Annotated in this window: 26 protein-coding genes; 11 read left to right on the top strand and 15 right to left on the bottom strand. The window is 69.5% G+C overall.

All coding sequences use genetic code 11. The annotated features are described in order from the left end of the window. Positions 1-35 precede the first annotated feature (35 nt). The 4 genes from ACZ5BU_RS10620 to ACZ5BU_RS10605 all read left to right on the top strand — a co-directional run bounded on the left by ACZ5BU_RS10620 (position 36) and on the right by ACZ5BU_RS10605 (position 3,442). Positions 36-788: an SDR family NAD(P)-dependent oxidoreductase gene (locus ACZ5BU_RS10620; protein WP_465697502.1), complete on the top strand. Its 753-nt coding sequence runs from the start codon at positions 36-38 to the stop codon at positions 786-788. Positions 789-852: 64 nt separating this feature from the next. Further along, positions 853-1,233, top strand: a complete 381-nt coding sequence (locus ACZ5BU_RS10615; protein WP_465697500.1) for a cupin domain-containing protein — start codon at positions 853-855, stop codon at positions 1,231-1,233. Continuing rightward, positions 1,230-1,649, top strand: coding sequence for a hypothetical protein (locus tag ACZ5BU_RS10610; protein WP_465697498.1), 420 nt, complete (start codon positions 1,230-1,232; stop codon positions 1,647-1,649). The genes ACZ5BU_RS10615 and ACZ5BU_RS10610 overlap by 4 nt, the downstream gene beginning before the upstream one ends. 20 nt (positions 1,650-1,669) lie before the next feature. Continuing rightward, positions 1,670-3,442: a hypothetical protein gene (locus ACZ5BU_RS10605; protein WP_465697496.1), complete on the top strand. Its 1,773-nt coding sequence runs from the start codon at positions 1,670-1,672 to the stop codon at positions 3,440-3,442. Positions 3,443-3,513: 71 nt separating this feature from the next. Here the strand turns inward: ACZ5BU_RS10605 and ACZ5BU_RS10600 are convergent, their stop codons facing one another. Then, positions 3,514-5,568 (bottom strand): HNH endonuclease signature motif containing protein, encoded by a 2,055-nt coding sequence (locus ACZ5BU_RS10600; protein WP_465697494.1) that lies wholly within the window; start codon positions 5,566-5,568, stop codon positions 3,514-3,516. Between the two features lie 150 nt (positions 5,569-5,718). Here ACZ5BU_RS10600 and ACZ5BU_RS10595 point away from each other — a divergent pair, with 150 nt between their 5' ends. Continuing rightward, positions 5,719-6,033: a hypothetical protein gene (locus ACZ5BU_RS10595; protein WP_465697492.1), complete on the top strand. Its 315-nt coding sequence runs from the start codon at positions 5,719-5,721 to the stop codon at positions 6,031-6,033. A 27-nt stretch (positions 6,034-6,060) separates the two neighbouring features. Here ACZ5BU_RS10595 and ACZ5BU_RS10590 read toward each other — a convergent pair whose 3' ends face one another. The 7 genes from ACZ5BU_RS10590 to ACZ5BU_RS10560 all read right to left on the bottom strand — a co-directional run bounded on the left by ACZ5BU_RS10590 (position 6,061) and on the right by ACZ5BU_RS10560 (position 9,634). Further along, the gene (locus tag ACZ5BU_RS10590; protein WP_465697490.1) at positions 6,061-6,567 is read right to left on the bottom strand and encodes a hypothetical protein; all 507 of its coding nucleotides are present in this window, start codon (positions 6,565-6,567) and stop codon (positions 6,061-6,063) included. Between the two features lie 75 nt (positions 6,568-6,642). Next, complete coding sequence (locus ACZ5BU_RS10585; RefSeq protein WP_465697488.1) at positions 6,643-6,765, bottom strand: hypothetical protein; 123 nt, start codon at positions 6,763-6,765, stop codon at positions 6,643-6,645. Between the two features lie 167 nt (positions 6,766-6,932). Beyond that, positions 6,933-7,292, bottom strand: coding sequence for a hypothetical protein (locus ACZ5BU_RS10580; protein WP_465697486.1), 360 nt, complete (start codon positions 7,290-7,292; stop codon positions 6,933-6,935). Continuing rightward, complete coding sequence (locus ACZ5BU_RS10575) at positions 7,292-7,681, bottom strand: VOC family protein (RefSeq protein WP_465697484.1); 390 nt, start codon at positions 7,679-7,681, stop codon at positions 7,292-7,294. The genes ACZ5BU_RS10580 and ACZ5BU_RS10575 overlap by 1 nt, the downstream gene beginning before the upstream one ends. 63 nt (positions 7,682-7,744) lie before the next feature. Next, positions 7,745-8,479, bottom strand: coding sequence for a helix-turn-helix transcriptional regulator (locus tag ACZ5BU_RS10570; RefSeq protein WP_465697482.1), 735 nt, complete (start codon positions 8,477-8,479; stop codon positions 7,745-7,747). Between the two features lie 30 nt (positions 8,480-8,509). Next, positions 8,510-8,941: a VOC family protein gene (locus ACZ5BU_RS10565; protein ID WP_465697480.1), complete on the bottom strand. Its 432-nt coding sequence runs from the start codon at positions 8,939-8,941 to the stop codon at positions 8,510-8,512. 69 nt (positions 8,942-9,010) lie between these two features. Then, a complete protein-coding gene (locus ACZ5BU_RS10560) occupies positions 9,011-9,634 on the bottom strand; it encodes a VOC family protein (RefSeq protein WP_465697478.1) in 624 nt (207 codons plus the stop codon). A 125-nt stretch (positions 9,635-9,759) separates the two neighbouring features. Between ACZ5BU_RS10560 and ACZ5BU_RS10555 the strand changes: the two genes are divergently transcribed. Both ACZ5BU_RS10555 and ACZ5BU_RS10550 read left to right on the top strand, forming a co-directional pair. Further along, the gene (locus ACZ5BU_RS10555) at positions 9,760-11,475 is read left to right on the top strand and encodes a cation:proton antiporter (protein ID WP_465697476.1); all 1,716 of its coding nucleotides are present in this window, start codon (positions 9,760-9,762) and stop codon (positions 11,473-11,475) included. Positions 11,476-11,528: 53 nt separating this feature from the next. Continuing rightward, on the top strand, positions 11,529-11,915 hold the full coding sequence (locus ACZ5BU_RS10550; RefSeq protein WP_465697474.1) for a hypothetical protein: 387 nt from the start codon (positions 11,529-11,531) through the stop codon (positions 11,913-11,915). Here the strand turns inward: ACZ5BU_RS10550 and ACZ5BU_RS10545 are convergent. The 3 genes from ACZ5BU_RS10545 to ACZ5BU_RS10535 all read right to left on the bottom strand — a co-directional run bounded on the left by ACZ5BU_RS10545 (position 11,893) and on the right by ACZ5BU_RS10535 (position 13,860). Then, entirely contained in the window at positions 11,893-12,462 is a 570-nt protein-coding gene (locus tag ACZ5BU_RS10545; RefSeq protein WP_465697472.1) for a GNAT family N-acetyltransferase, read from the bottom strand. The two genes, ACZ5BU_RS10550 and ACZ5BU_RS10545, sit on opposite strands and share 23 nt — an antisense overlap. Positions 12,463-12,483: 21 nt before the next feature. Continuing rightward, complete coding sequence (locus ACZ5BU_RS10540; protein WP_465697471.1) at positions 12,484-13,056, bottom strand: dihydrofolate reductase family protein; 573 nt, start codon at positions 13,054-13,056, stop codon at positions 12,484-12,486. A gap of 84 nt (positions 13,057-13,140) precedes the next feature. Beyond that, positions 13,141-13,860: a class I SAM-dependent methyltransferase gene (locus ACZ5BU_RS10535; protein WP_465697469.1), complete on the bottom strand. Its 720-nt coding sequence runs from the start codon at positions 13,858-13,860 to the stop codon at positions 13,141-13,143. 130 nt (positions 13,861-13,990) lie between these two features. On the opposite strand from ACZ5BU_RS10535, the gene ACZ5BU_RS10530 reads away from it, so the two are divergent. Beyond that, the gene (locus ACZ5BU_RS10530; protein WP_465697467.1) at positions 13,991-14,932 is read left to right on the top strand and encodes an AraC family transcriptional regulator; all 942 of its coding nucleotides are present in this window, start codon (positions 13,991-13,993) and stop codon (positions 14,930-14,932) included. Here the strand turns inward: ACZ5BU_RS10530 and ACZ5BU_RS10525 are convergent. Next, complete coding sequence (locus ACZ5BU_RS10525; RefSeq protein WP_465699235.1) at positions 14,929-15,630, bottom strand: GAF and ANTAR domain-containing protein; 702 nt, start codon at positions 15,628-15,630, stop codon at positions 14,929-14,931. The two genes, ACZ5BU_RS10530 and ACZ5BU_RS10525, sit on opposite strands and share 4 nt — an antisense overlap. A gap of 191 nt (positions 15,631-15,821) precedes the next feature. Between ACZ5BU_RS10525 and ACZ5BU_RS10520 the strand changes: the two genes are divergently transcribed. Together ACZ5BU_RS10520 and ACZ5BU_RS10515 are read left to right on the top strand one after the other, a co-directional pair. Continuing rightward, positions 15,822-16,472, top strand: coding sequence for a transglycosylase SLT domain-containing protein (locus ACZ5BU_RS10520; RefSeq protein WP_465697465.1), 651 nt, complete (start codon positions 15,822-15,824; stop codon positions 16,470-16,472). Positions 16,473-16,483: 11 nt separating this feature from the next. Continuing rightward, entirely contained in the window at positions 16,484-17,104 is a 621-nt protein-coding gene (locus ACZ5BU_RS10515) for a DUF1684 domain-containing protein (protein ID WP_465697463.1), read from the top strand. Here the strand turns inward: ACZ5BU_RS10515 and ACZ5BU_RS10510 are convergent. Both ACZ5BU_RS10510 and ACZ5BU_RS10505 read right to left on the bottom strand, forming a co-directional pair. Further along, positions 17,084-17,497 (bottom strand): hypothetical protein, encoded by a 414-nt coding sequence (locus tag ACZ5BU_RS10510; protein ID WP_465697461.1) that lies wholly within the window; start codon positions 17,495-17,497, stop codon positions 17,084-17,086. The genes ACZ5BU_RS10515 and ACZ5BU_RS10510 overlap by 21 nt on opposite strands. Position 17,498: 1 nt before the next feature. Beyond that, a complete protein-coding gene (locus ACZ5BU_RS10505; protein ID WP_465697459.1) occupies positions 17,499-18,008 on the bottom strand; it encodes a DUF2231 domain-containing protein in 510 nt (169 codons plus the stop codon). A 108-nt stretch (positions 18,009-18,116) separates the two neighbouring features. Here ACZ5BU_RS10505 and ACZ5BU_RS10500 point away from each other — a divergent pair, with 108 nt between their 5' ends. Continuing rightward, a complete protein-coding gene (locus tag ACZ5BU_RS10500) occupies positions 18,117-18,815 on the top strand; it encodes a helix-turn-helix transcriptional regulator (RefSeq protein ID WP_465697457.1) in 699 nt (232 codons plus the stop codon). Here ACZ5BU_RS10500 and ACZ5BU_RS10495 read toward each other — a convergent pair. Beyond that, complete coding sequence (locus ACZ5BU_RS10495; protein ID WP_465697455.1) at positions 18,807-20,960, bottom strand: DEAD/DEAH box helicase; 2,154 nt, start codon at positions 20,958-20,960, stop codon at positions 18,807-18,809. The genes ACZ5BU_RS10500 and ACZ5BU_RS10495 overlap by 9 nt on opposite strands. Positions 20,961-21,066 lie beyond the last annotated feature (106 nt).

Here is a 21,066-nt window from a genome sequence, read left to right as displayed (position 1 = left end):
GGAGTACTGACTCCAATCAAAGGATGGCAACCGATATGACGCAGGACTTCGCCGGCCGGACCGCGCTCGTGACCGGCGGCAACAGTGGGATCGGCCGGGCGGTGGCCGAGCAGTTGGCGGCGCGCGGCGCGCACGTGGTGATCAGCGGGCGGGACGCGGCCCGAGGCAAGCAGGCGATCGACGCGATCCGCTCCGGCGGCGGTACGGCGGACTTCGTCGCGGCCGACCTGGCCGAGGTCGCGAGCGTGCGCTCGCTGGCGAAGCAGGCGATCGACCTCGGCGGCGGCCACGTCGACGTACTGGTCAACAATGCCGGAATCTTCCCGCTCGGGCCGACGGCCAACTTCGCGGAGACCGACTTCGACGCCGTGTACGCGGTGAACGTCCGGGCGCCGTTCTACCTGGTCGCCGAGCTGGCGCCGTTGATGGCGGCGCGCGGATCGGGCGCGATCGTGAACGTGACGACGATGGTCGCGTACTTCGGGATGGCCGGCATGGCGGCGTACGGCTCGAGCAAGGCGGCGGTGGAGCTGCTGACCCGGGCCTGGGCGGCCGAGTTCGGGCCGTCCGGGGTACGGGTGAACGCCGTCAGCCCCGGCCCCACCCGAACTGAGGGTACGGCTGTGCTGGGGGACGACAACCTCAACGAGTTCGCCGGAACGACGCCACTCCAGCGCGTCGGCACGCCGGCCGAAATCGCGGCCGGCATCGTCTTCCTCGCCTCCGACACGGCGTCCCTGATCCACGGCGCCACCCTCCCGATCGACGGCGGGCGCCTCGCGGTCTGAACGTCACGATCGTTCCGTCCGGAGTTACGCCGTACGGGTGTCGGCACGAGCAGAGGAGGACATCATGCCAAGCGCAAACCTCGCCACCACCCCGGTGGCGGTCGACATCCCGGAGTTGACGGGCAAGTACGCACCGGTGGGTGACTACACCGTGGCGTTCGAGACGTACCCGCAGGACGTGGATCCGGCGCCGTTCTTCGCCGGGCTGCCGGACGACCGGTGCCAGTGCCCGCACTGGGGCTTCGTCACCGCGGGCGAGGTCACGTTCCGGTGGGCCGATCACAGCGAGACGTTCCGGACCGGCGACGCGTACTACGCCGGTCCGGGACATCTCCCGCTGATGACGGCCGGGACGAGCGTCGTCGAGTTCAGCCCGACCGTGGAGCTGGAGAAGACGATGGCCGTGGTCGGGGCCAACCTGGAGCGGGCGGGAGCGGGCGCATGACCAGCGTTCCCGTCCGGGCCGAGGTGGACGCGGCGGTGGCGCGGCTGGTCGAGTGGCTCGAGACCGGCTCGGCGCCCGACGGGTTGTTCGCGGCGGACTGCTTCGCCGACGTCAGCCTGCCGCACTGGCGGCAGCAGCTCGGGTCCGGTGCGGCGACGATCGCGGCGCGCCGCGAGCTCCACCCGTACCCGGGAACCGTGCGGGTCGAGCGGGTGGACCGCACGGCCGCCGGCTTCGTGATCGCGTTCGAGGAACGCTGGCAGGATGCGGGCCAGGGCTGGTACAGCCGGGAGCAGATCGCCGCGGACGTCGACGCGGCGGGGGAGATCACCGAGTTCCGGGCGTACTGCACCGGCGACTGGGACGAGTCCCTGCAGGCCTTGCACGCGGCCGAGGTACGCCTGCTCCGACCGTAACGAGCAGTACCGTGATCGGTGTGACGGACAGCCGGCGTGACACCGAGCTGGCGGCGCGGACCCGTGCGGTCCTCGACGCGGCAACCGGTCACGTCTTCGGCACCGAACCGGGGCGGCTCGCGGCCGAGCTGTACGACGTACTCGCCCGGACGACCGCTCCGGCCGACCGGGCCCGCGTCGCCGCCGCGCTGGCCCGGTGCTGGGCGTACGGCGGGCACGCGGACCGGGCGGCGGCGTTCGCGGACGAGGCGCTGGCGAACGCCGAGCAGACAGCCGATCCGGAGCTCGTCGCGGACTGCCTCGACGCGGTACTCGCGGCTCGATGGGGTCCCGACGAACTCCCGCTGCGGGAGGCGACGGCGGCGCGGCTCGACGAGGTCTCGGCGCACGTACTCGATCCCGAGGCACGACTCCGCGGACATCTCTGGGGCCTGCAGGTCGGGTGGGAAACCCTGCGGATCCAGGCGATCCGGCGGCAGCTCCGCGCGCTCGACCAGCTGGCGGCCGAGTCGCCGCGGGCCCGCTTCTTCGCGGCGTCGCGGCGGTGGATGTACGACCATGTGCGCGGGCTGCCCGGCGCGGAGCTGATCGCCGCCGCCGAGGAGGCGGCGACTGAGGCGGGTCTGGCCGATGCGTGGATCGTTACGAGCCTGATGCGTGGGTACACCGCTTTGCACGCCGGCGACGAGTCGATCGCAGCCGGTATGGCCGAGCAGATGGAGGACTTCGCGCACCGCGAGGGGGTCACAGAGGTCACGACCGAGGCGGCGTCGGTCTGGGCCCTGCTGAACCGGCCCGACCGCGCCCGTCCCCTCCTCGAACAGCTCGACCGGCTGGAGGCGCTCCCGCGCGACGTGAACTACCTCCTCAACCTGTATTGCGTTCTGGAGGCGGCTCTCGTGGTCGGCGACGAGAAGCTGATCGGTACGGCGGCCCGCCTGCTGACGCCGTACGAGAACCGGGCCGTGGTCAACGCCGGCGCTGTCTACTTCCACGGGGTGACCGACGACGTGCTCGCCCGAGCAGCAGCGGTCGCCGGCGACACCGACCGAGCCGAGCAGCTGCGTTCCAGAGCACTGACCACCTACAGCAGGCTCGGCGCTACCTGGTGGCACGCCCGACTCCAGAGGCATGATGTTCGGCTGACGATGCCCAACCCGGAGCCGCAGCCCGACGTAGGGCAGCAGTTCGACGTCCGGCCGGCGAGCCTGGCGCCTGACGCAGGGGCGCCGCCCGGGGAGTCGCCGCTCGCTCTGCACTTCTATCCCGATCAGGACGGCGTGTGGCTGATCGGCGCTGACGCACGCCCGATCCGCGCGCTCCGCGGCTTCGACTACCTTCGCCGGCTCCTGACCCACCCCGGGGAGCCTGTCGCCGCGGTTGACCTCGTCACCGATGGGACCGCGACCGTCATCCAGCGCGACACCGGTCCGCTGCTCGATCGACAGGCTGCGACGGCGTACCGGCAACGGCTGGCTGACCTCAGCACCGAGCTGGACGAGGCAACCGACTGGTCCGATCTGGCCCGCGTCGAGTCCCTCACGGCCGAACGCGACGCCCTCCTGACCGAACTGAGCTCTGCCGCCGGACTGGGCGGCCGCGAACGAGCCACCGGCTCCACCGCGGAGCGAGCCAGGGTCGCCGCCACGAAGGCGATCACCACGGCCATCACCCGCATTGCAGCAATCGACCCTGCCCTGGCAACACATCTTCGTGACGCCGTCCGCACCGGCACCGAGTGCAGCTATCGACCTCGCCCCGACGACCACCCCACCTGGCGCCTCCGCGGGTAGGTTCCGTCAAGTACTTGATCCGTGAGGCACGGGTGCAGGCACCTCTGGGAAGTGGGCGGTGTCGCGATGGTTCAGTAGGGCGGCGGATCGTGCGATGGCGGAAGTGGTTGCTGGGCTATGGGTCCGCGGGCGGGTGGGACGGTTGTGTAGCGGTGGCCTGTGGGTGCGGTCAACGTGACAGAACCGTCGGGGTGGTTGGTGGCGGACCAACCCCAGGCCGGAGTGTCCTTGATGACGTGGTGGTATTCGCAGAAGGGTGCGAGTCCGGCGAGACTGGTTCGGCCGGTTCGCGCGAACGGGGTGCCGTGATCGCGATCGCATTCCCGGGAAGCGCGGTTGCATCCCGGCCACGCGCAGACCGGGTGGCGGGCGAGGAGCGTCTCGGTGACCAGTACGCCGGCATCGTGGCGGGTGGTGGAAGCCTCGAGGACAGCACCATCGATGGGGTCGGTCAGCAGGCGGCGCCAGGTGCCGTCTGCTGCGATCCGGCGGGCCATATCGGCCGGGATGGGGCCGTAGCCGGTGAGTTCGCAGACGTCGTCGCCCACCCCTAGCAGGGTGGTGATCGGGACCAGGATTTCGATGTGAGGGCGTCTGCGGTGCTGGTCGGGGAGTCGGCGGCCGAGCCAGTCGAGTCCGTTGTGCAGCATGTGCTCGAACAGGTCCGCCATGACGTCGGCGCGTCGTTGCGGCGCGAGCCGCTCGTCGCGCGTCGGCTCACCTGACTCAATAGCTCCGGCCGCGGCCGGTCTGCCGCTGGGCATCTCCAGGTTGCTTGGTGTCCCACTCGCTTTGTGGTGTCCGGCCGGGTTGCTCGTGGCGCCGGCCGTCGCCTCAGCGAGAGGACTGTGCTGGCCGCCGCTGCTGCCGCTGCCGCCGCTGCTGCCGCTGCCGCCGCTGCCGCCGCTGCTGTCGCTGGTGCCGCTGCCGCCGCGCCTGCCGTCGCTGCTGTCGCTGGTGCCGCTGCCGCCGCGCCTGCCGTCGCCGCTAGTGTCACTGCTGCTGCCGTCGCCGCGGTCGCTGGTGCCGTTGCTGGTGCCGTTGCCGCTGCCGTTGCCGTTGCCGCTGCTGTTGGCGTTGCTGCGGTTGGTGGGGGCGGATGCCTTGGGGGTGCCGCGTTTGGCGAGGTCGGCCATCGCCTGGATCACGATCCACATCTGCTGGATCTTGTCCGCGGTGTGCACGACCCACAGGCCGGCCATCCCGTCCGCGAGCGGCACGATCTTGCAGGTGCGATCGCGCACGGCTTCACGGTGCCGGTCGGCTTCTTCTTTCACGGTGTGCTTGGCGACCTGACGGCGGAGCGACTCGTTGAGGTTACGGTGGGTCTGGCCTGCGGCGCGGCGTAGCACATGCGCTTCGACCGCCTCCGCTGCGGCGGGTGGCAGGGCGCGAGTGGCCTCGGAGATCGCCAAGGCTTTGGAGAATGTGAGCGCGCCGCAGCGCAGTGCAGAATGGGTGGCTCTCAGCGTCCCTGTGAGGTGCAGCGCGGTCTCGATGTGGCGGGCCGCCGTGTCCTTCGACAGGTGCAACGCGGCGCCGATCTCGGCCGCCCACGACCGTTCCGGGTCGATCGGACGCCCCGACGAGTCAACCTGGGACGGGCGGGGGATCTCGGCAAGCTGGGCCTTGCGCTGCCGAACGAACGAGGCCTGCGCGGCAGTCCTGATGGATGCCGCCCAGGCCTCCATCCGGGCCGCCGCCTTCATCGCCTCGAGCAACGCGACCGGTGACTCACATTGCGGCCGCAGCGTCTCCAACTCCGCGGCCAGCTCGGCGCCGGGCGGCAGGAACACCCAGGTCGGTGCTTTCAGGCGCAGCATCGCGCGTTCGGCCTCGTCCTGTTCGACGCCGGCCCACTCCTGCCACTCCAGCCAATCAACCGCAGACATCGGCGGCAGGTCGTCGTACAGATCCTCCTCAGACACACAGCGCGGAGGATGCGGGCACTCAGGGTCGTACAGGTCGTCAGGCGCTACCAGCGCACCTACCGCCTCCATCGACGCAGTCTCGGCCGCGAGCTCCGCGGTCATCCTCGCCACCAACTCGGCGGGCATCCCAGGCAGCGCCGACGGTGGGGCCGCCTCGGGCCGCACCGCGTCCGGGTTGATCACCGCCGCTGTCATGCGACTATATTAGAACAAATGTTCGAGTGCGGCAAATCGGGCCGCCTAGCGAGATTGTCATGTCGCAGGACAAAGGTGACGCTTCTGTATCAGGACATCGGTGACACATCTGTGGTGCTTGGTGGTGACACTTCTGGCTCTCCTTGAGCGGTGCCGGTCGCTCATGAGCCGGCTGATCCTCGTGTCCGTCTCGCGATCATCCAGTGGCCCGACGACGCGCCGCGCGGGGCGGTGACGACGTTCTGCGCCGAGCAGCAGATCTCCCGCAAGACGTTCTATGCGATCCGCCCCAGGGCCGACGATCCCCACCACGTCTGGTGCCGGGGGTATCCCGTGGGGAACCTCCCACTGGCGGGGCGGTGGCCTGACTACTTGAGGTCGATGGCGATGATCTCGAACAGCGGCAACACCCTGAGGTGTCTTGCCAAGGCTGCGGAAGCCGCGTTCTCGTGGAGGTGGCTGTAGAAGGCGATCTTTGCGCTTTGCCGGACGTCAGCTGCCCACGCCTGGGCGAGGATTGTCGCGTATCCGTGGCGTCGATGCGCGGTCTGTCCCGATCCACAGTTCCGCAGCAGAGTCATTGCTGCGGCTCGACGATGCGGCGGCAACGGGGTGCCCGTCCATGACGATCGAATATGCCTCTGGGCCGTCACGGATGATTGCTTGCTGCTCGACTGCCGCATTGTCGTCGAAGCGGTAGGTGTGGAAATGACCCAAGTCGATGGTGTGGCCGTCGTTCCGGAGTTGCTTCGCCAGCGCCTCTGGTTGATCGATCAGCTCGTCGGTGCTGTGTCGGCCGATCTGGTCCACGAACCATGCGGGCGCGGCCGCGGCGAACGCGAGCTCGGTCGAGCCGTTGTGGTACCGCACTGCGTAGCCGGTGGGCCGTGGGTCGGGGTCTGTGCACGGCACTGGCACTAACCTGCGGCGGCTGTCGAATGCCTTGCACTCCAGTGCCAGTTGAACGCGCCAGGGCGCTGGCGCGTCGTCGATGGTCATCGTCTGTTGATAGCAGAGTTGGCGCCATTGATCATCCGAGAATCGTCAGCACCGAGGCCCGTCGACCAGTGCCCGTCAACGATCCTGTCCGGGCTGGCCCTGGCTGAGCTGCAGGCCCAGGTCGACGCCTTCGACCGCATCTACAACACCCAGCGCCCCACGCCAAGACCCCGAACCGTCACCGATGTCCTGATCCATCGAGTGGCACCGATGTCCTGGTCGGGCGAGCGTATGTCTGATCGGCCCGACTTGGTGGGTGGAACGAGGCTTGTACGCAATTCACGTGGGTTCGTGCTAGATCGATCTCACCGAAGGAGAGCGCCGCGTCCCGATCCGGAACGCGGCGCGCTTGGCGGCCTGCTCTTCTACTTGAGGGTGCTGCGGGCGAAGGCGACTGCCTCGTCGAGGAGAGCGCGCCAGACGGCGCGGTCGGCGGTTGGGATCGTCACCCATTCGCGCATCGGGGCCCGGTTGGCGGTGAACGGGACTCCGGTGCCTTCGGCAATGAGTGTGCTGACCCGGTCCGCGGGGAGCTTGAGGATCAGCCCGGTGCCGTTCCGCTCCAGGCAGGTGACGAACTGGCCGGCCAGGCGGATGCAGGGGTGGCCCATGATCGTGCCGCGGCCGATCGCCGGGTCGTACAGCAGGTCGTCCGTGAGCTCGTCGTACAGGGCCTGCGCCCCGCCGGTGTCGGCCGGCGGGGACGCGGGGCTGGTGGGTGACATCACTCGGGGCGGGGCGCGAAGACCGCGAACTGGTTGCCCGAGGGGTCGCGCAGGTAGGCGAAGTCCGGCGTACCGCCGCCGATGCCGATCCGCTTGTTCACCACCGTGCCGCCGAGCTGCTCGGCGTCCTTGCAGGTCGCCTCGACGTCGGCGACCAGGATGTAGAAGACGGCGTGGTTCGGCAGCTCGCCCTTGGTCGCGAACAGGCCGCCCATCGGCTGCGGCGCACCCGACGCGGTGATGTTGCGGTAGTCGAGCCCGCCGGACGTGAGGCTGCCGGACGACTCGAACGACCAGTCGAACAGGCTGCCGTAGAACTTCTCGGCGGCGCCCGGGTCGTCGGTCGCGACCTCGAACCAGGCCAGCGTGCCGGGTGCGGGAGTACTCATGGAACTTCTCCTTCAACTCGTTCGGTCTTGTGCGGACCACGTTTCCAGCGGTTCGCGACAGCCCTATGTCGGAGTTGGAAAAAGATCCTCCGGACGGAGCGCGGCGGCCGGCAGTTTGGTCTCGTAGCCGTCCACCTTCAGGTCGCCCGTCGCCGGCGGGCGGTGCGGCAGCGTCGCGGTCCGCTCGGCCTTGCTGATCCGGTCCATCCGGAACACCCGGTCCTCCTGGCGGAGGTGGCACCAGGCGGTCAGGTACGACCCGTTCGGTCCGACGACCACGTGCTGCGGCTCGATCTCGCGGACCGTCTCGACACCTCCGACGTCGGTGTACTGGACCCGGAGCACCTGGTTGTCGCGAACGGCCCGCCAGATCTGCTCGGCGATCTCGCCGTCCGGGTCCGGCACCGGCTGCACCAGCAACCGCACCTTGGCGGCGGCGGTCCGCGCCTCGTCGAGGTCCCGCTGCGGCATCGCGGCGACGATCTTCTGCAGCGCGGTCCGCGAGTCCCGCGCGAACAGGACGTGGGCGCCGCGGCTCAGCGCCACCGCGACCGCCATCGCCTCGCGCGGTGTGAAGTTCAGCGGCGGGAGGCTCATCGCGCGGTCCACGGAATACCCGCCGGTGCGCCCCTGCTTGGTCGCCAGCGGTACGCCGGCCTGCCCGAGCGCGCTCAGGTCGCGCTCGATGGTCCGTACGCTGACCTCGAAACGCGCCGCCAGTTGCCGCGCGGTCCGCCCGCGAGGCCCGGCCGCGCGCAACTCCTCCGCGAGGGCGTACAGCCGATCGATCCGGTTCATGCACCGCACGCTAGACGGCGCCATGGACAGTTAGTCCTCGGCGAGGGCGATGATGATGCCCTGCGGTCCGCGCAGGTAGCAGAAGTACTTCGCCGGCGTGTACTCCTCGATCGTCCCGACCAGCTCGCCGCCGTGCGCCTTCAGCCGCTCGACGGTGCCGCGGACGTCGTCCACCGCGAACATCAGGTTCCGGATGCCGAGGGTGTTCGGCGGCGCCGACGGCTCCGCGGTGGTCGCCAGCGGCTTCCGGTACGTCGTCAGCTCGAGCTGCCCGTGCCCGTCCGGGGTGCGCAGGAACGAGATGTCCGCGACCACCCCGGGCAATCCGGACACGCCTTCGACCCACGGCCCCGACACCGTGGTCTCGCCGACGAGCTCCATGCCGAGCTCCAGGAAGAAAGCCTTCGCCGCCGCGAGATCCTCGACCACGACGCCGATGTGGTCCATCCGCTTGATCGCCATTTCGTGATTCTCCTCCGGTTGTGGTTCTTTGCCCGGAGGACGGAGCTGCGGCGGCGTTCTCTACCTGTCTTACTGCGGCAGTTCGGAGCCGGTGCGCTCGGCCAGCATGTAGGTGGCGTACCAGACCGGCCAGTTCTCGTCGGCCTGGCCGGTACGGGCCTCGTGCTCGCCGTGGGCCATCGCGGCGCGGCGGAGCGCGGCCTCGAGGTCGTCGATCGAGGCGTACGTCGCGTCGTCGACCCGACCCGGGAGCCGCTTCGTGACCTCCTGCAGCAGCCAGGTGTTGCCGTCGGGGTCACTGAAGGTCGCGAACGAGCTGTAGCTCGACCGGTCGTCGGCCGGCCCACTCACTCGCGCGCTGGTGTCGCCGGCCTCGAACTGGGCACCTGGCGCGCTCGGGTGGAACACGTCGGTGACCTTCGCGCCGGCGACGAGCAGCTCGGATCGGGCGGCCTCGACGTCGTCGACGACCAGGTAGAGGCCCTGCGCCGTACCCGGCTCGGCAGTGGTGATGCCGGTACCGAACTGGACCGACGCGGGGGAGCCCGGCGGGGTGAACTGGACGACCCGGAAGCCGTTGTCGAACGCGAAGTCCGCGTCCAGCCGCCAGCCGAGGCCGGTGTAGAACTCCTTCGACCGGTCGGCGTCGGCGACCGGGATGACGACGGCTTCGAACTTCAGGTCGGTGCTCATGACTTCCTCCAGGGAGCTGTGGGTTTCGCTGACCCCTAATCTGCCGCCAAGGCCCGCCCGTGACACCAGTGTGAATCCCTGGTCATTACCCAGGAGCACGCGGGCGCGGTCCTAGTGTGGTTCGCGTGGACCACCAGTTCGTGCTGATTGCCGGTGCGGGGCTTGCGATCATGATCGCGGCCTCGGTGTTCGCGCGGCGGACCGGCATCGCGGCGCCGTTGCTGCTGGTCGCGCTCGGGATCGGCGCGAGTTACCTGCCGAGTACCCCGGCCATCCACATCGAGCCGGAGATCATCCTCGCGGGCGTACTGCCGCCGCTGCTGTACACGTCGGCGGTGAAGCTGCCGGTGATCGACGTACGGCGGAACTTCGGGCTGATCTCGTGGCTGTCCGTGGTGATGGTGATCGTGTCGGCGCTGGCAATCGGGGCGCTGGTCCATGCGGTGTTCCCGAACATCTCGTTCGCGCTGGCGGTGGCGCTCGGCGCCGTGGTCAGCCCGACGGACGCGGTCGCGGCAACCGCGATCGGGCACCGGGTGGGGCTGCCGCCACGGCTGATGACCGTGCTCGAAGGGGAGAGCCTGGTCAACGACGCGTCCGCGCTGGTCGTCCTGCGTACGGCGCTCGCTGCCCTCGCCGTCACCACCCACTTCAGTCTCGGCCACACGATCCTCGACTTCGTCTGGGCGGTCGTCGGAGCTGTGCTGATCGGTGCGGTCGTCGGATTGTTGACAGTCCTACTGCGGCAGCGGCTCGACGATCCGGTGCTGAACACGACGATCTCGTTCGCGGTGCCGTTCCTGGCGTACTTCCCGGCCGAGGAGGCGCACGCGTCCGGCGTACTCGCCGTGGTGATCGCGGGGCTGCTGACCGGTGCGCTCGGCAACCGCCGGTTCAGCGCACGTGACCGGCAGACGCAGTCGACCACGTGGACGACGATCAGCTTCATCCTCGAGAGCGGCGTCTTCCTCGCGATGGGGTACGAACTGCCGGAGCTCGTGAACGACGCGCGGTCCGAGACGACGTTCGGGGAGCTGGCGGGGCTCGTCCTGCTGGTGGTCGGGCTGCTGATCGCGCTGCGGTTCCTGGGGTTGGCGTGGCCGGCGCTGCAGAGTCACTTCGATCCGGCTGATCGCCACGAGCAGGTGCACGCTCAGCTGGATCAGTTCGAGGAACACATCGAGGCGATGGAGCCGTCGACCCAGCGCGAGGAGAACCGTGTCGCGTGGGCGCGCAAACGCCTGGCCCGCGGCCGCGCCGACGCCGACTTCGAGGAGCGGGAGCCGATCACCGGACGCGGCCTGCTTGTGCTCGCCTGGGCCGGTATGCGCGGCGTCGTCACGGTCGCCGCGGCCCAGACCGTCCCGGCCGGTACGCCGCACCGCGCGACCGTCGTACTCGCGGCCTTCGTGGTCGCGCTGATCACGCTGGTCGCCTTCGGCATCTCGCTGCCCGCGGTGATCGCGAAGATGCATTTCACCTCCGAGAGCGCCGAGGACAGACGCGACTCCGTCCAGGAACTGATGCGCCGGATCGGCTCCACCGCGATCGACGCGGTCGGTCCCCTGGAGGACCAGACAGTCGACGGCGAACCCCTCGACCCCGAGGTCGTCCACGTACTGAAGGACCGCATCGTCCCGCGCCTGGTCTCCGGCAGCCAGCAACTCCGCGAGACCAAACCGGACACCCGGGAACAGATGTCGGCCATCCAACGCCGCTACCTCGAAGCAATGCGCGAAGCCCTCAGCAACGAACGCAGCGTCGGCGCCTACAGCTCGGACACCTATCGCCGGGTCCAAGTCTTCCTCGACACCGTCGAACAACGCTTCACGACTGCCTGAGCCACCCGCCTCACGGCGTCACAGTGCTCTCCTTCGAGCGCTAGTGTCCTGAGATGACAAGGATTCCGCGGGTGTTGGTGATCGGGCTGGATCCGTACCGCGTTCCGGGTCCGTGGGATCCGGGGCCGGTGGCGACCGGGATCAAGGCGGGGATGGATGACTTCGCCGCGCACGGCGTCGGCGTCGAGACGTGTCTGGTGGGTCTCGACGGGAGCGACGACATCGAGGCCGTGGTGAGCGCGGCCCTCGCCTCGCGGCCGTGGGAGTGCGTGGTCGTCGGCGGCGGCATCCGGCGGTCCGAGGAGCAGTCCGGGCTGTTCGAGACGGTCATCAACCTGATCCGCCGGCACGCACCCGACGCCGCGATCGCGTTCAACCGGACGCCCGACGACACCTACAAGGCCGCGGCACGCTGGCTCAACGAAGATCCAGACGCATGAGAACGCGCGGGTGCCCCGCGAGCGTCGACGTGGTGTCGGCCGCCTTGGTGAACCCCGCGCTCTCGAAGTTCTTCCGGATACCGGCGTACGCCATCGTCAGATCGACCTTGCTGCCGCCGTTGTCCACCGGATAAGCCTCGACCACGGGTGCGCCGTTCGCCCGCGCGAAGTCGACCGCTCCGGCGATCAACGCGTGCGAGATGCCCTGCCCGCGATGCCCCGGCCGGACCCGGATACACCACAGCGACCACACCGGCAGGTCGTCGACGTGCGGAATCTTCCGGCTCCGGGCAAACGTCGTCACGGCCCGTGGCGCCACCGCGGCCCACCCCACCGGCGTCTCTCCGTCGTACGCCAGCACGCCCGGCGCCGGCTTCGCCTCGCACAGCCCGGCGACGTACTCGGCCCGCTCGGGACCCCGCAGCGAGTTGTTCAGCTTGGACGGGATCCGGTAGCTCAGGCAGAAGCACACCGTGGCGGTGGGGGACTTCGGCCCGATCACCGCCCGGACGTCCTCGAACACGTCCGCCGGCCGTACGTCGATCATCTGCGAACGGTAGTACAGCGGTCAGCGCTGGACGTCGTACTGGAGCTTCTGGATGCCGTTCGAGTACGTCTCGCTGGAGATCAGCGTGAGGTTCTGCTTGTCGCGGTCGGCTTCGCTGAAGAGGCGCTTGCCGGCGCCGAGGAGGACGGGGAAGACCAGGAGGTTGTACTGGTCGATCAAGCCGGCGTCGGACAGGTTGCGGTTCAGCGTGGCGCTGCCGTTGATGATGATCGGGCCGCCTTCGGTCTGCTTGAGGGCGGCGACGTCGTCGAGCGAGCGGAGGATGGTGATCTCGTTCCAGTTCGTCACCAGGTCGCTCTCCTGGAGCGTGGTCGACACGACGTACTTCGGCATCGCCAGATAGCCGGGGAACTCGGCCATCGTCGGCCACACCGGGGCGAACGCCTCGTAGCTGACGCGGCCGAGCAGCAGCGCGGTGGCCTCCTCCTGCTCCTCACCCTTGAGCGCGTACGCCGCCTCGTCGAACGGGATGTCCTTGAAGGTCCATCCGGCGTTCCGGTACTCCTTCTCGCCGCCCGGGCCTTCCACGACGCCGTCGAGCGAGATGAACGCGGTGGTGATCAGCTTACGCATGTCGAGATGCTCCTTCGTAGGTTGCTCTTGCCCGTGCGTCGACCGGATCGCAGCCGAATAGACATCCTGAAAATGTGACCCCGGTCACTCCGTCTGGACGATCCACACCGCCGAGTCGAAGAGGATGCCGTCACCTGTGTCGTGGGCCGCGAGTGTCTCCCGCAGGGCGTCGCGCCCGCGAGCCGCCGCCGCGGGGTCGGCTTCGGCGAGCAGCTTCCGCGGCTCATGGAGCTGCAGGACGTTGTCGTACGCGGTCTGTACGTCGGACCCGTAGACGATCGGCTCCCGTACCGCGGCGAACGCCGGCTCCGCGAAGCCCGCGGTCATGAGGAGATCCCGCGTCCGGTCGCGATCGCCGAGCGAGAACGGCGACTCGTCGCGGAACGTGCCGCCGAGCGCCGCCGGGATCACCCGGGCCCATTCGTTCTCGGCCCGCGGCTGCCACACCATCAGTACGACCCGCCGGCAGGCCCGCCGTAGGTTCGCGAACGCCGCCGCAGGATCCGCGAAGAACATCACCCCGAACCGGCTGATGCCCACGTCGAAGCCGTCGAACTCGTACGTCGAAGCATCCGCGAGCAGGTAGCTGACGTTCTCGAGCGACGTACTACTCCGCGCCTGAGCGAGCCGGCTCTCCGAAACATCCACGCCGAGCACAGCCCCCGGCGCCGCGTCTCGTCCCGCATCCCGGGTCGTCTGCCCACCGCCACACCCGATGTCCAGCACCCGGTCCCCGGGCTGCAAACCACACGCCGCACGGAACCGCGGCTGATAGAACCGCATCTCCGCGTCGTAGTCGAACATCGCCCCAGCGTAGGGCAGCGCGGCGGTCGGCAGCCGGGTTCCCGACAGCTGTTTGAATCAAACGCGTGGCCTTCCGTCGAGGGGCACGCTTTGTGGTGAACCCCGCCGGAGGGATGCACTATTGGGCGCTATGGAGTCGATGGTGTTCGAGAGCCGCGATCTGGCGAAGACCGAGGAGTTCCTGAACCGGGCGTACACGAAGATGCAGATCGGTGGCGGCAGCTCGGGGGTGCGCACCCGGATCGCGCGGACGGCGGCCGGCTCGATCAGCGTGGACCGGATCGAGATCGGCTTCGAGATGAGTTACGACGCCGATCCGCTCGGCAAGATCTGTCTCTGCGAGGTGTACTCGGGCACCATCGAGGACCACGCCACCGACGGCTGGGCGGACGCGTTCCGGCCGGGCGACCTGGTCTCGTTCGCTCCGCCGGACCGGCCGTACACAGGGAAGATCTGCAAGTCGTCGTCGTACAGCATCACCATGTTCGACCCGGCGTTGCTGACCCGGGTCGCGGGCGTCAGCCGGCAGCACGAGGCACCGGTCCGGCTGCTCGAGCACCGGCCGCGGTCGCGCGAGGCGGCCCAGCACGTGTCCCGGACGATCGCGTACGTGGGCGAGCAGGCGCTGCGCAACCCTCTCGTACGTGAGTCGCCCTTGGTGCTCGCGTCCGTCTCGCAGTTGCTGGCCGCGAGCGTCCTCGCTGCCTTCCCGAACACCGCCATGACCGAGCCGGACGGCCCCGCCGCGCACCCCGGGACGGTGAAACGTGCGATCGGATTCATGGAGTCGCGCCTCGATCAGGCGATCAGTGTCGCCGACATCGCCGCGGCGGCCGGTGTCACCGTACGGGCGCTGCAGGCGGCGTTCCGGCGGCACCTCGACTGCACGCCGCTGGACCACCTCCGCCGGCTGCGGTTGGCCGAAGTACGGACGGAGCTCCTGGCGACCGACGCGAGCGAGACCACCGTCGCGGCGATCGCCGCCCGGTGGGGCTTCCACCATCACGGCCGGATGACCGCCGCGTACCGCGAGGTGTACGGCGAGCTGCCGAGTACGACGCTGGCTCGCTAGGGCAGCTTCCGGGTGTCGACGAGTTGCTGCGCGACGTCCCGGAGCTTGGTGTTGGTGTCCTGCGAGTAGCGACGTAGTACGGCGAACGCACGGTCGGCGTCGATGTCGAAGCGTTCCATCAGGATCCCCATCGCCTGACCGACCAGCTTCCGGGCATCGACCGCGTGCGCAAGCTCCGCCTCCTGCCGCGCTGACGCCAGCGCCACCGAAGCGTGCCGCGCCAGAATGTGTGCGACCGCCTCGTCGTCGCGTGCGAACGCGTCGGGCTCGGGGCTGTACAGGCCGAGGACGCCGACCGCGCGCCGTGGTTGCGGACCCGTCGCCAGCGGCACGTCGAGGACACTCCGCACCCCGAGAGCGGCGACCTTTCCGGCCCACACCGGCCACCTGTCGTCGGTGGTCGTGTCGCGGATCAGCACCGGTACCTGGTCGCGCATCGCGGTCACCAGCGGACCGTCCTTGGTGCTGATCTGCAGCTCGTAGATGTCGGCGACCACGGGATCGGTGACCGCGGCGACCTCCGGGCGGGCACCGCGCGCGGCGAACGCCACACCGGCGTACGTGCAGTTGAGGGCCTGTAGGGCGAACTGGACCACGGCGTCGACGGTCTCCTCGATCCCTGGCGCGTCGTGCAGCTCGAGGGCGAGGGCCGCGAACGTCGAGGCCGTGTTCTCCCTCGGCGGATCGTCGGGCCTCATGTTTTCCCTAGGCGGATCGTCGAGCGTCACGCGTGCTCCTTGGCGAAAGCCGGGCGCCCCCTCCGGACCACCCGGCCGCCTTGCCTTCATGATGGAGCCCGGCGGCCGGTTTCACCCGGATCTGGCGCGTTTCGTGCCGGAATTGCGTTCTTCGGACAGGCTGCGGTTCGCCGTGCGGATAGGTTGGAGAGGTGCAGGTGGCGAAGCGGTGGGGCTGGGTTGCGGTCGGCGTACTGCTCGTCGGGGTCGGGGCTTCCTGCTCCGGCAGGAACAACACCGCGAATCCGGTAGCCAGTACGACACCCACCGTGGCGAAGCCCAGTCCGGCGAAGACGTCGGCGAAGCCTTGGTACGACGACTACGACCCGGCGCATTTCGCCGCCGACGTACGGCGGTATGCGAGGGCGGCCGGGATCAACCCACAGTTGCTGATGGCAATCTTGTACGCGGAGTCGTACAAGCCGCACGACCCGAAGTTCGAGCGGCAGTGGGCCGAGGTGGACTCGGATCCGGCGTTCGGGATCGCGAACATGCACAGGCCCGCGTTCGACGAGACGAAACGCGGCCGGGACTTCGCGAAGCGCAAGTGGGAGGAGCTGCCGGACAACCCGGCGCTCGCGATCGAGGCCGCCGCCTGGCACCTGCACGACCTCGCGAAGCGACTGCCGTCGCAGCGGGCGAACCGCTACACCAAGGACGAATTGCTTGCCCTCGGCTACAACGCCGGCGGCGGCAACATGCGGATCTTCGCTCGCGGCCGCAAGGCCGGCCCGCAGGCGCAGTCGTACCTCGACCGCATCCACAAGTACTGGGCGGACTCCGCCGAAGCACTCAAGAGCTGACGGGATACATAGTGGACTTCGCAACCCCCACCCTGGCCGTAGCCGATTGGCGCCGCCAGGTCTTCAACCTCTACCGATCCGTCCGCGCCGCCGACGACCCCGCCGCAGCCCACAGCCTGTGGCAGGCCGGCCGCAACAAACTGCTCATGCACCACCCCGCCTCTCCGGTCCCGCTCGAAGACCGCGACACCTATCCCGGAGCGCCCGTCGCCGCCTACGACCCGCAGTACCGCTTCGAAACCACGATCGACACCGACGTGAAGCCGCACAACTGGGAGTTCCAGTCAGCGACGGACGGCACCATCCCGTTCTCGCGAGTCGGCACCCTCCACCTGCCGATCGGGGATCTCGACGTCTGGTGGCTGGAGTCGTACGGCGGCGGCCTCTTCATCCCGGTCAAGGACAGCAACAAGCAGACGTACGGCGGCGGCCGCTACCTGATCGACACCGTGAAAGGCGCCGATCTCGGCAGCGACCTGTCCACCGGCCAGTTCGTCGTCGACCTGAACTTCGCCTACAACCCGTCCTGCGCCTACAGCCCGGAGTGGACCTGCCCACTCGCTCCGGCAACGAACAAGCTCGACGTCCAACTGCCGGTAGGCGAACTGACGTCAGCTCTCTCCGACGCCTAGCGCCGTCAGCAGGACCAGTACGAGGGTGACGAACGCGAACAGCCCGTGCCCGCCGACGACCGCGATAGGGAAGTGCCGCTCAGGCGGAGCGCCCTCGGCGACGGCGGTCTTCCGGTATGTCGGCCACCAGCGCGCGAGCATCGTGTAGCCGAGCCCGGCGACCGGGAGCAGCAGGACGAACGCCACCCAGGAGAGCGCCTCGCTGTCGGTGATGACATAGATGATCCAGATCACCAGCCCGATCGCGGCGAGCGTGAAGTGCCCGAAGATGAGCGCCGGCGGGAAGCGGCTCGTGCTGGGTTTGCGCGGTCCGCCGCGGCTGATCCAGGTGTACAGCAGATAGAAGCCCCCGAGCGCGGTGATCACCCAGGTGATCAGTGCGGCGATACCCATGTCAGCTCCTCGGTTCGAAACCTTCGGCCTGGTCCTGCTCCTCGGCGACCCGGACGCCGTACCGGAACGCCAGCTTGCCCCCGAGATAGCCCGAGACGAGCAGGGCTACCAAGCTGACGGCCGACAGGACGATCGGCCCGATCGCCACCTGGTCCTCCGCGCCGCGGCGCCACAGCGCGTTCCCGGCGTACGCCACGGTGATCGCGACGTTGAGGGTGAGGTGGATCAGCCCGGTACGGAAGGCCGGTGTACCGCTCGGCAGCGAGAAGAAGTCGAGCAGCCCGACGCTCGCGGCCGCGAGTGCGCCGGCGATGCCGATCACGATCAGCCAGGTCGAGGACCGGACCAGATAGGACGCGTCCGGCGCCGCCCGGGACCCGATGTCGAAGACGAAGCTCGCCACCCAGGCGCCGATCGGGATCGTGACCAGGACCGGATGGAACGGGTGACCGTACGGACCCGTCAGCAGCGCGCTCGCCGGGTGCTTCGCCGCCGTCTGCCGATCGGACATCGGGGCCTCCTTATTTCACCAATTGAGTTTGGTCTTATTCGCCGAGCACGGTCAAGACCTCGGCAGTTGTGGCTTTTTGGCCATCGACGTGTCCGTTATGGTGAGGAGATGGACGACGCCGCGATCCAGGCGCTGGCGGCGCTCGGGGACGAGTCGCGGCGGCGGATGTTCGCGTTCGCCCGGCGGGCCGGGCGGCCGATCAGCCGCGACGACGCCGCAGCCGAGGTGGGTATCTCCCGGAAGCTGGCCGCGTTCCATCTGGAGCGGCTGGTCGAGGCCGGGCTGCTGCGTTCCCACTTCGAGCACACCGGCCGGCTGCGCAAGGTCGGCCGGGCGCCGAAGCTGTACGAGCCGACCGACGCCGACCTGAAGGTGTCGATCCCACCCAGGCAGCCCGATCTGCTGGCAGCGATCCTGCTCGACGGCGTGTTGAGCGACGAGCAGGTCAGCCCACTGGAGGCGGCCGGCCGGGCGGCGTTCCGGCGTGGCGAGCGGCTGGGGGAGGAGGTACGGGCTCAGACCCGGCCGGGACGGCTCAGCGCGGAGCGTGCGCTGACGTTGTCAGAGGCAACTTTGTCGGGCGCGGGCTTCGAACCGGTCCGACCCAGGCCCGGGTGCCTGCGATTGCACAGCTGCCCGTTCCACCCGCTCGCGGCGACACAGCCCGAGGCGGTCTGCGGCCTGAACCACGCCTTCGTGACCGGACTGTTGTCCGGCCTCGAGGCGAATACGGTCGAGGCGGTGCTCGACCCCGACGGCGGTGAGTGCTGCGTGGAGCTCATCGCCGCCGGGGACCGATCAGGCTGAGGCCTCCAACGCCCGGGTGAGCAGTGCGGCCAGGGCTTCGAGCTGGAAGTCGGCGGAGGAGCCGACCTCTTCGTCGGAGCCGTCGAGGGCCATCGCGGCCAGGCCGGCCTTGGCGTCGATCAGGTCGGCGACCCGGGTGTCGATGGTCTGCGCGGCGATGATCCGCCAGGCGGTCACCGGCTCGTCCTGGCCGATCCGGTGCACCCGGTCGATCGCCTGGGTCTGCTCGGCGTTCGTCCAGGACAGCTCGGCGAGGACGACGTTCGAGGAGACCTGCAGGTTGATGCCGACGCCCGCGGTGAGCAGCGAGCAGACCGCGATCGACACCTCGGGATCGTTGACGAAGGCATCGATGTTCTTCTGCCGGGTCCGGGACGTCTGGTCGCCGCGGATCGAGGAGTACTTGATGCCGCGCTCGGCGAACAGCTCCTCGGCGGTGTCCATCACCTCGATGTGCCGGGCGAAGAACACCACCTTGCCGACGTTCTGCGCGAGCTGGGCCGCGTAGTCCGCGGCCAGCCCGGCCTTCGCCTGGCCGATCTGGCGGAACAGGCTGAACACGTTGTCGCCGGTCTTCTTGGCGGCCATCTCGGTCCGCTCCCAGCCGGCCACCTGGCGTACCAGTTCGTGGTCGATGCCGTCCACGACGACACCCGAACGCCGGGTCTCGAGCGCGGTCCGGTACCGCTCGACGAGCCGGTCCGCGAGCTCCCGCTCGGCGGCCCGGATCGAACGCCCGACGGCGCCGTCCAGCTCCACCGGCAGGTCGGCGATCCGGCGGGCCGGGATGTCCGCGGCCACGTCCACCTTGCGGCGCCGGACGATGCCCATGTCGATCACGCTGGCCCGGGCGGCCGCGGCGAAACCGGGGTCGGCCGGCGTCAGGTCGGTCGCGTCGAGCTTGCCCATCAGCTCGGCCCGCGGCGCCTTCTCGTCGATCCAGCCGAGGAACTCCCAGATCGCGGTGAAGTCCTCGATCGAGTTGATCAGCGGCGTACCGGTCAGGGCCATCAGCAGCGGCCGGGCCGTCCGGGCCCGGAGCCGCTCGGCCAGCTCCAGGACGTTGCGGGACCGCTGGGACTTCTTGTTCTTGATGAAGTGTGCCTCGTCCACGACCATGCCGCGGAACCCGAGGTCGCCGAGCCAGCCGACGTGCCGGTCGAGCACCTCGTAGTTGACCACGACGATGTCCGCGAAGCCGTCGATCGACTCGCCGTCGCCGTGGATGACGGTCGGCGTCTTGCGTGGGGTCCAGAGACCGGCCTCGCGGGCCCAGTTGGTCTTGACCACGTTCGGTACGACGGCCAGCAGTGGGTAGGCGTCCGCGGCCTGGGCGGCGAGCAGCGCCTGGGCGGTCTTACCGAGGCCGGGCTCGTCGGCGAGCAGGAACGTCCGGTGGCCGTCGGCCGCGGCGGCGATCAGCCGGGCCTGGTGCGGCATCAGCTCCAGGCCGCGGAGCCGGAGCGCGTCGATCCCGCCGGCCAGCCGGGGCGAGGTCGGCTCCGGGAGTGTCATGGTCGCGGACGCGGCGGCGTGCTCGAAGGATCGCAGCAGCGGGCCGATCAGTTCCCAGCCGCCGAGCCGGCTCGGACCGGCCGGGCGGGACGGGGCCGCGGAGAAGTCCGGGGCGAGGAACGGGTTGGCGAGCTGCCGTGACACCACGGCCTGTGGAAGCACCCGCCGGGTCTGGGTCTCCGCGGGCGTGACCGGCTCCTCGGGTTCCGGCTCCTCGGGCACCTCCAGGCCGGCCTCGTCCAGCATCTGCCGCTTGAGCGCGGCGGCCGCCTCGGAGATCACCGCGTCCTCGGCGAGCAGCATGAGCAGGGACGGCTCCATCGCGGCGGTCTTGGCCAGGATCGTCGCGATCCCGTCCAGCCGCCGGAGCTGCTCGGTGCGGTACGCGTCCGTGGCGGCCGCGTCGCCGTTCACCCGGGCCCGCTCCTCGCGGACCAGCAGGGCGACGACCTGGAACTTCGTCCGGGTCGACGGCTTGATCGCGGCGCGGGTGACCGCGTTCTCGACCTCGCGCACGGCCTGCGCGAGGACCTGGATCAGACCGTCGGACTCGCCGTCGCGGACGCGACGCCGGCGACGGGGAGCGGAACGGGTAGCGCCGGGCTGGCGCTGACCTCGTCGGGCCAACATTTCCTCCTGTGTCATGCCACGGCCAGGCCGTGGCGGAACGCCAGACCGCGCGCGGACCGACCCGCCGACGAGACGCCACCCGGTGTCGTGCAGACGGGCCGCCCAG

The organism is Kribbella sp. NPDC031520 (genome assembly GCF_055580825.1).
The sequence above is the reverse complement of the archived record's forward strand: the minus strand, read 5'-3'. Positions and strand labels throughout refer to the sequence as shown.

Coding starts and splice junctions, on each gene's coding strand:
- ACZ5BU_RS10620 (WP_465697502.1), top strand. CDS start 36: ATGACGCAGGACTTCGCCGGCCGGACCGCGCTCGTGACCGGCGGCAAC.
- ACZ5BU_RS10615 (WP_465697500.1), top strand. CDS start 853: ATGCCAAGCGCAAACCTCGCCACCACCCCGGTGGCGGTCGACATCCCG.
- ACZ5BU_RS10610 (WP_465697498.1), top strand. CDS start 1,230: ATGACCAGCGTTCCCGTCCGGGCCGAGGTGGACGCGGCGGTGGCGCGG.
- ACZ5BU_RS10600 (WP_465697494.1), bottom strand. CDS start 5,568: ATGACAGCGGCGGTGATCAACCCGGACGCGGTGCGGCCCGAGGCGGCC.
- ACZ5BU_RS10590 (WP_465697490.1), bottom strand. CDS start 6,567: ATGACCATCGACGACGCGCCAGCGCCCTGGCGCGTTCAACTGGCACTG.
- ACZ5BU_RS10585 (WP_465697488.1), bottom strand. CDS start 6,765: ATGGATCAGGACATCGGTGACGGTTCGGGGTCTTGGCGTGGGGCGCTG.
- ACZ5BU_RS10580 (WP_465697486.1), bottom strand. CDS start 7,292: ATGTCACCCACCAGCCCCGCGTCCCCGCCGGCCGACACCGGCGGGGCG.
- ACZ5BU_RS10575 (WP_465697484.1), bottom strand. CDS start 7,681: ATGAGTACTCCCGCACCCGGCACGCTGGCCTGGTTCGAGGTCGCGACC.
- ACZ5BU_RS10570 (WP_465697482.1), bottom strand. CDS start 8,479: ATGAACCGGATCGATCGGCTGTACGCCCTCGCGGAGGAGTTGCGCGCG.
- ACZ5BU_RS10565 (WP_465697480.1), bottom strand. CDS start 8,941: ATGGCGATCAAGCGGATGGACCACATCGGCGTCGTGGTCGAGGATCTC.
- ACZ5BU_RS10560 (WP_465697478.1), bottom strand. CDS start 9,634: ATGAGCACCGACCTGAAGTTCGAAGCCGTCGTCATCCCGGTCGCCGAC.
- ACZ5BU_RS10550 (WP_465697474.1), top strand. CDS start 11,529: ATGACAAGGATTCCGCGGGTGTTGGTGATCGGGCTGGATCCGTACCGC.
- ACZ5BU_RS10545 (WP_465697472.1), bottom strand. CDS start 12,462: ATGATCGACGTACGGCCGGCGGACGTGTTCGAGGACGTCCGGGCGGTG.
- ACZ5BU_RS10540 (WP_465697471.1), bottom strand. CDS start 13,056: ATGCGTAAGCTGATCACCACCGCGTTCATCTCGCTCGACGGCGTCGTG.
- ACZ5BU_RS10535 (WP_465697469.1), bottom strand. CDS start 13,860: ATGTTCGACTACGACGCGGAGATGCGGTTCTATCAGCCGCGGTTCCGT.
- ACZ5BU_RS10530 (WP_465697467.1), top strand. CDS start 13,991: ATGGAGTCGATGGTGTTCGAGAGCCGCGATCTGGCGAAGACCGAGGAG.
- ACZ5BU_RS10525 (WP_465699235.1), bottom strand. CDS start 15,630: ATGAGGCCCGACGATCCGCCGAGGGAGAACACGGCCTCGACGTTCGCG.
- ACZ5BU_RS10510 (WP_465697461.1), bottom strand. CDS start 17,497: ATGGGTATCGCCGCACTGATCACCTGGGTGATCACCGCGCTCGGGGGC.
- ACZ5BU_RS10505 (WP_465697459.1), bottom strand. CDS start 18,008: ATGTCCGATCGGCAGACGGCGGCGAAGCACCCGGCGAGCGCGCTGCTG.
- ACZ5BU_RS10500 (WP_465697457.1), top strand. CDS start 18,117: ATGGACGACGCCGCGATCCAGGCGCTGGCGGCGCTCGGGGACGAGTCG.
- ACZ5BU_RS10495 (WP_465697455.1), bottom strand. CDS start 20,960: ATGTTGGCCCGACGAGGTCAGCGCCAGCCCGGCGCTACCCGTTCCGCT.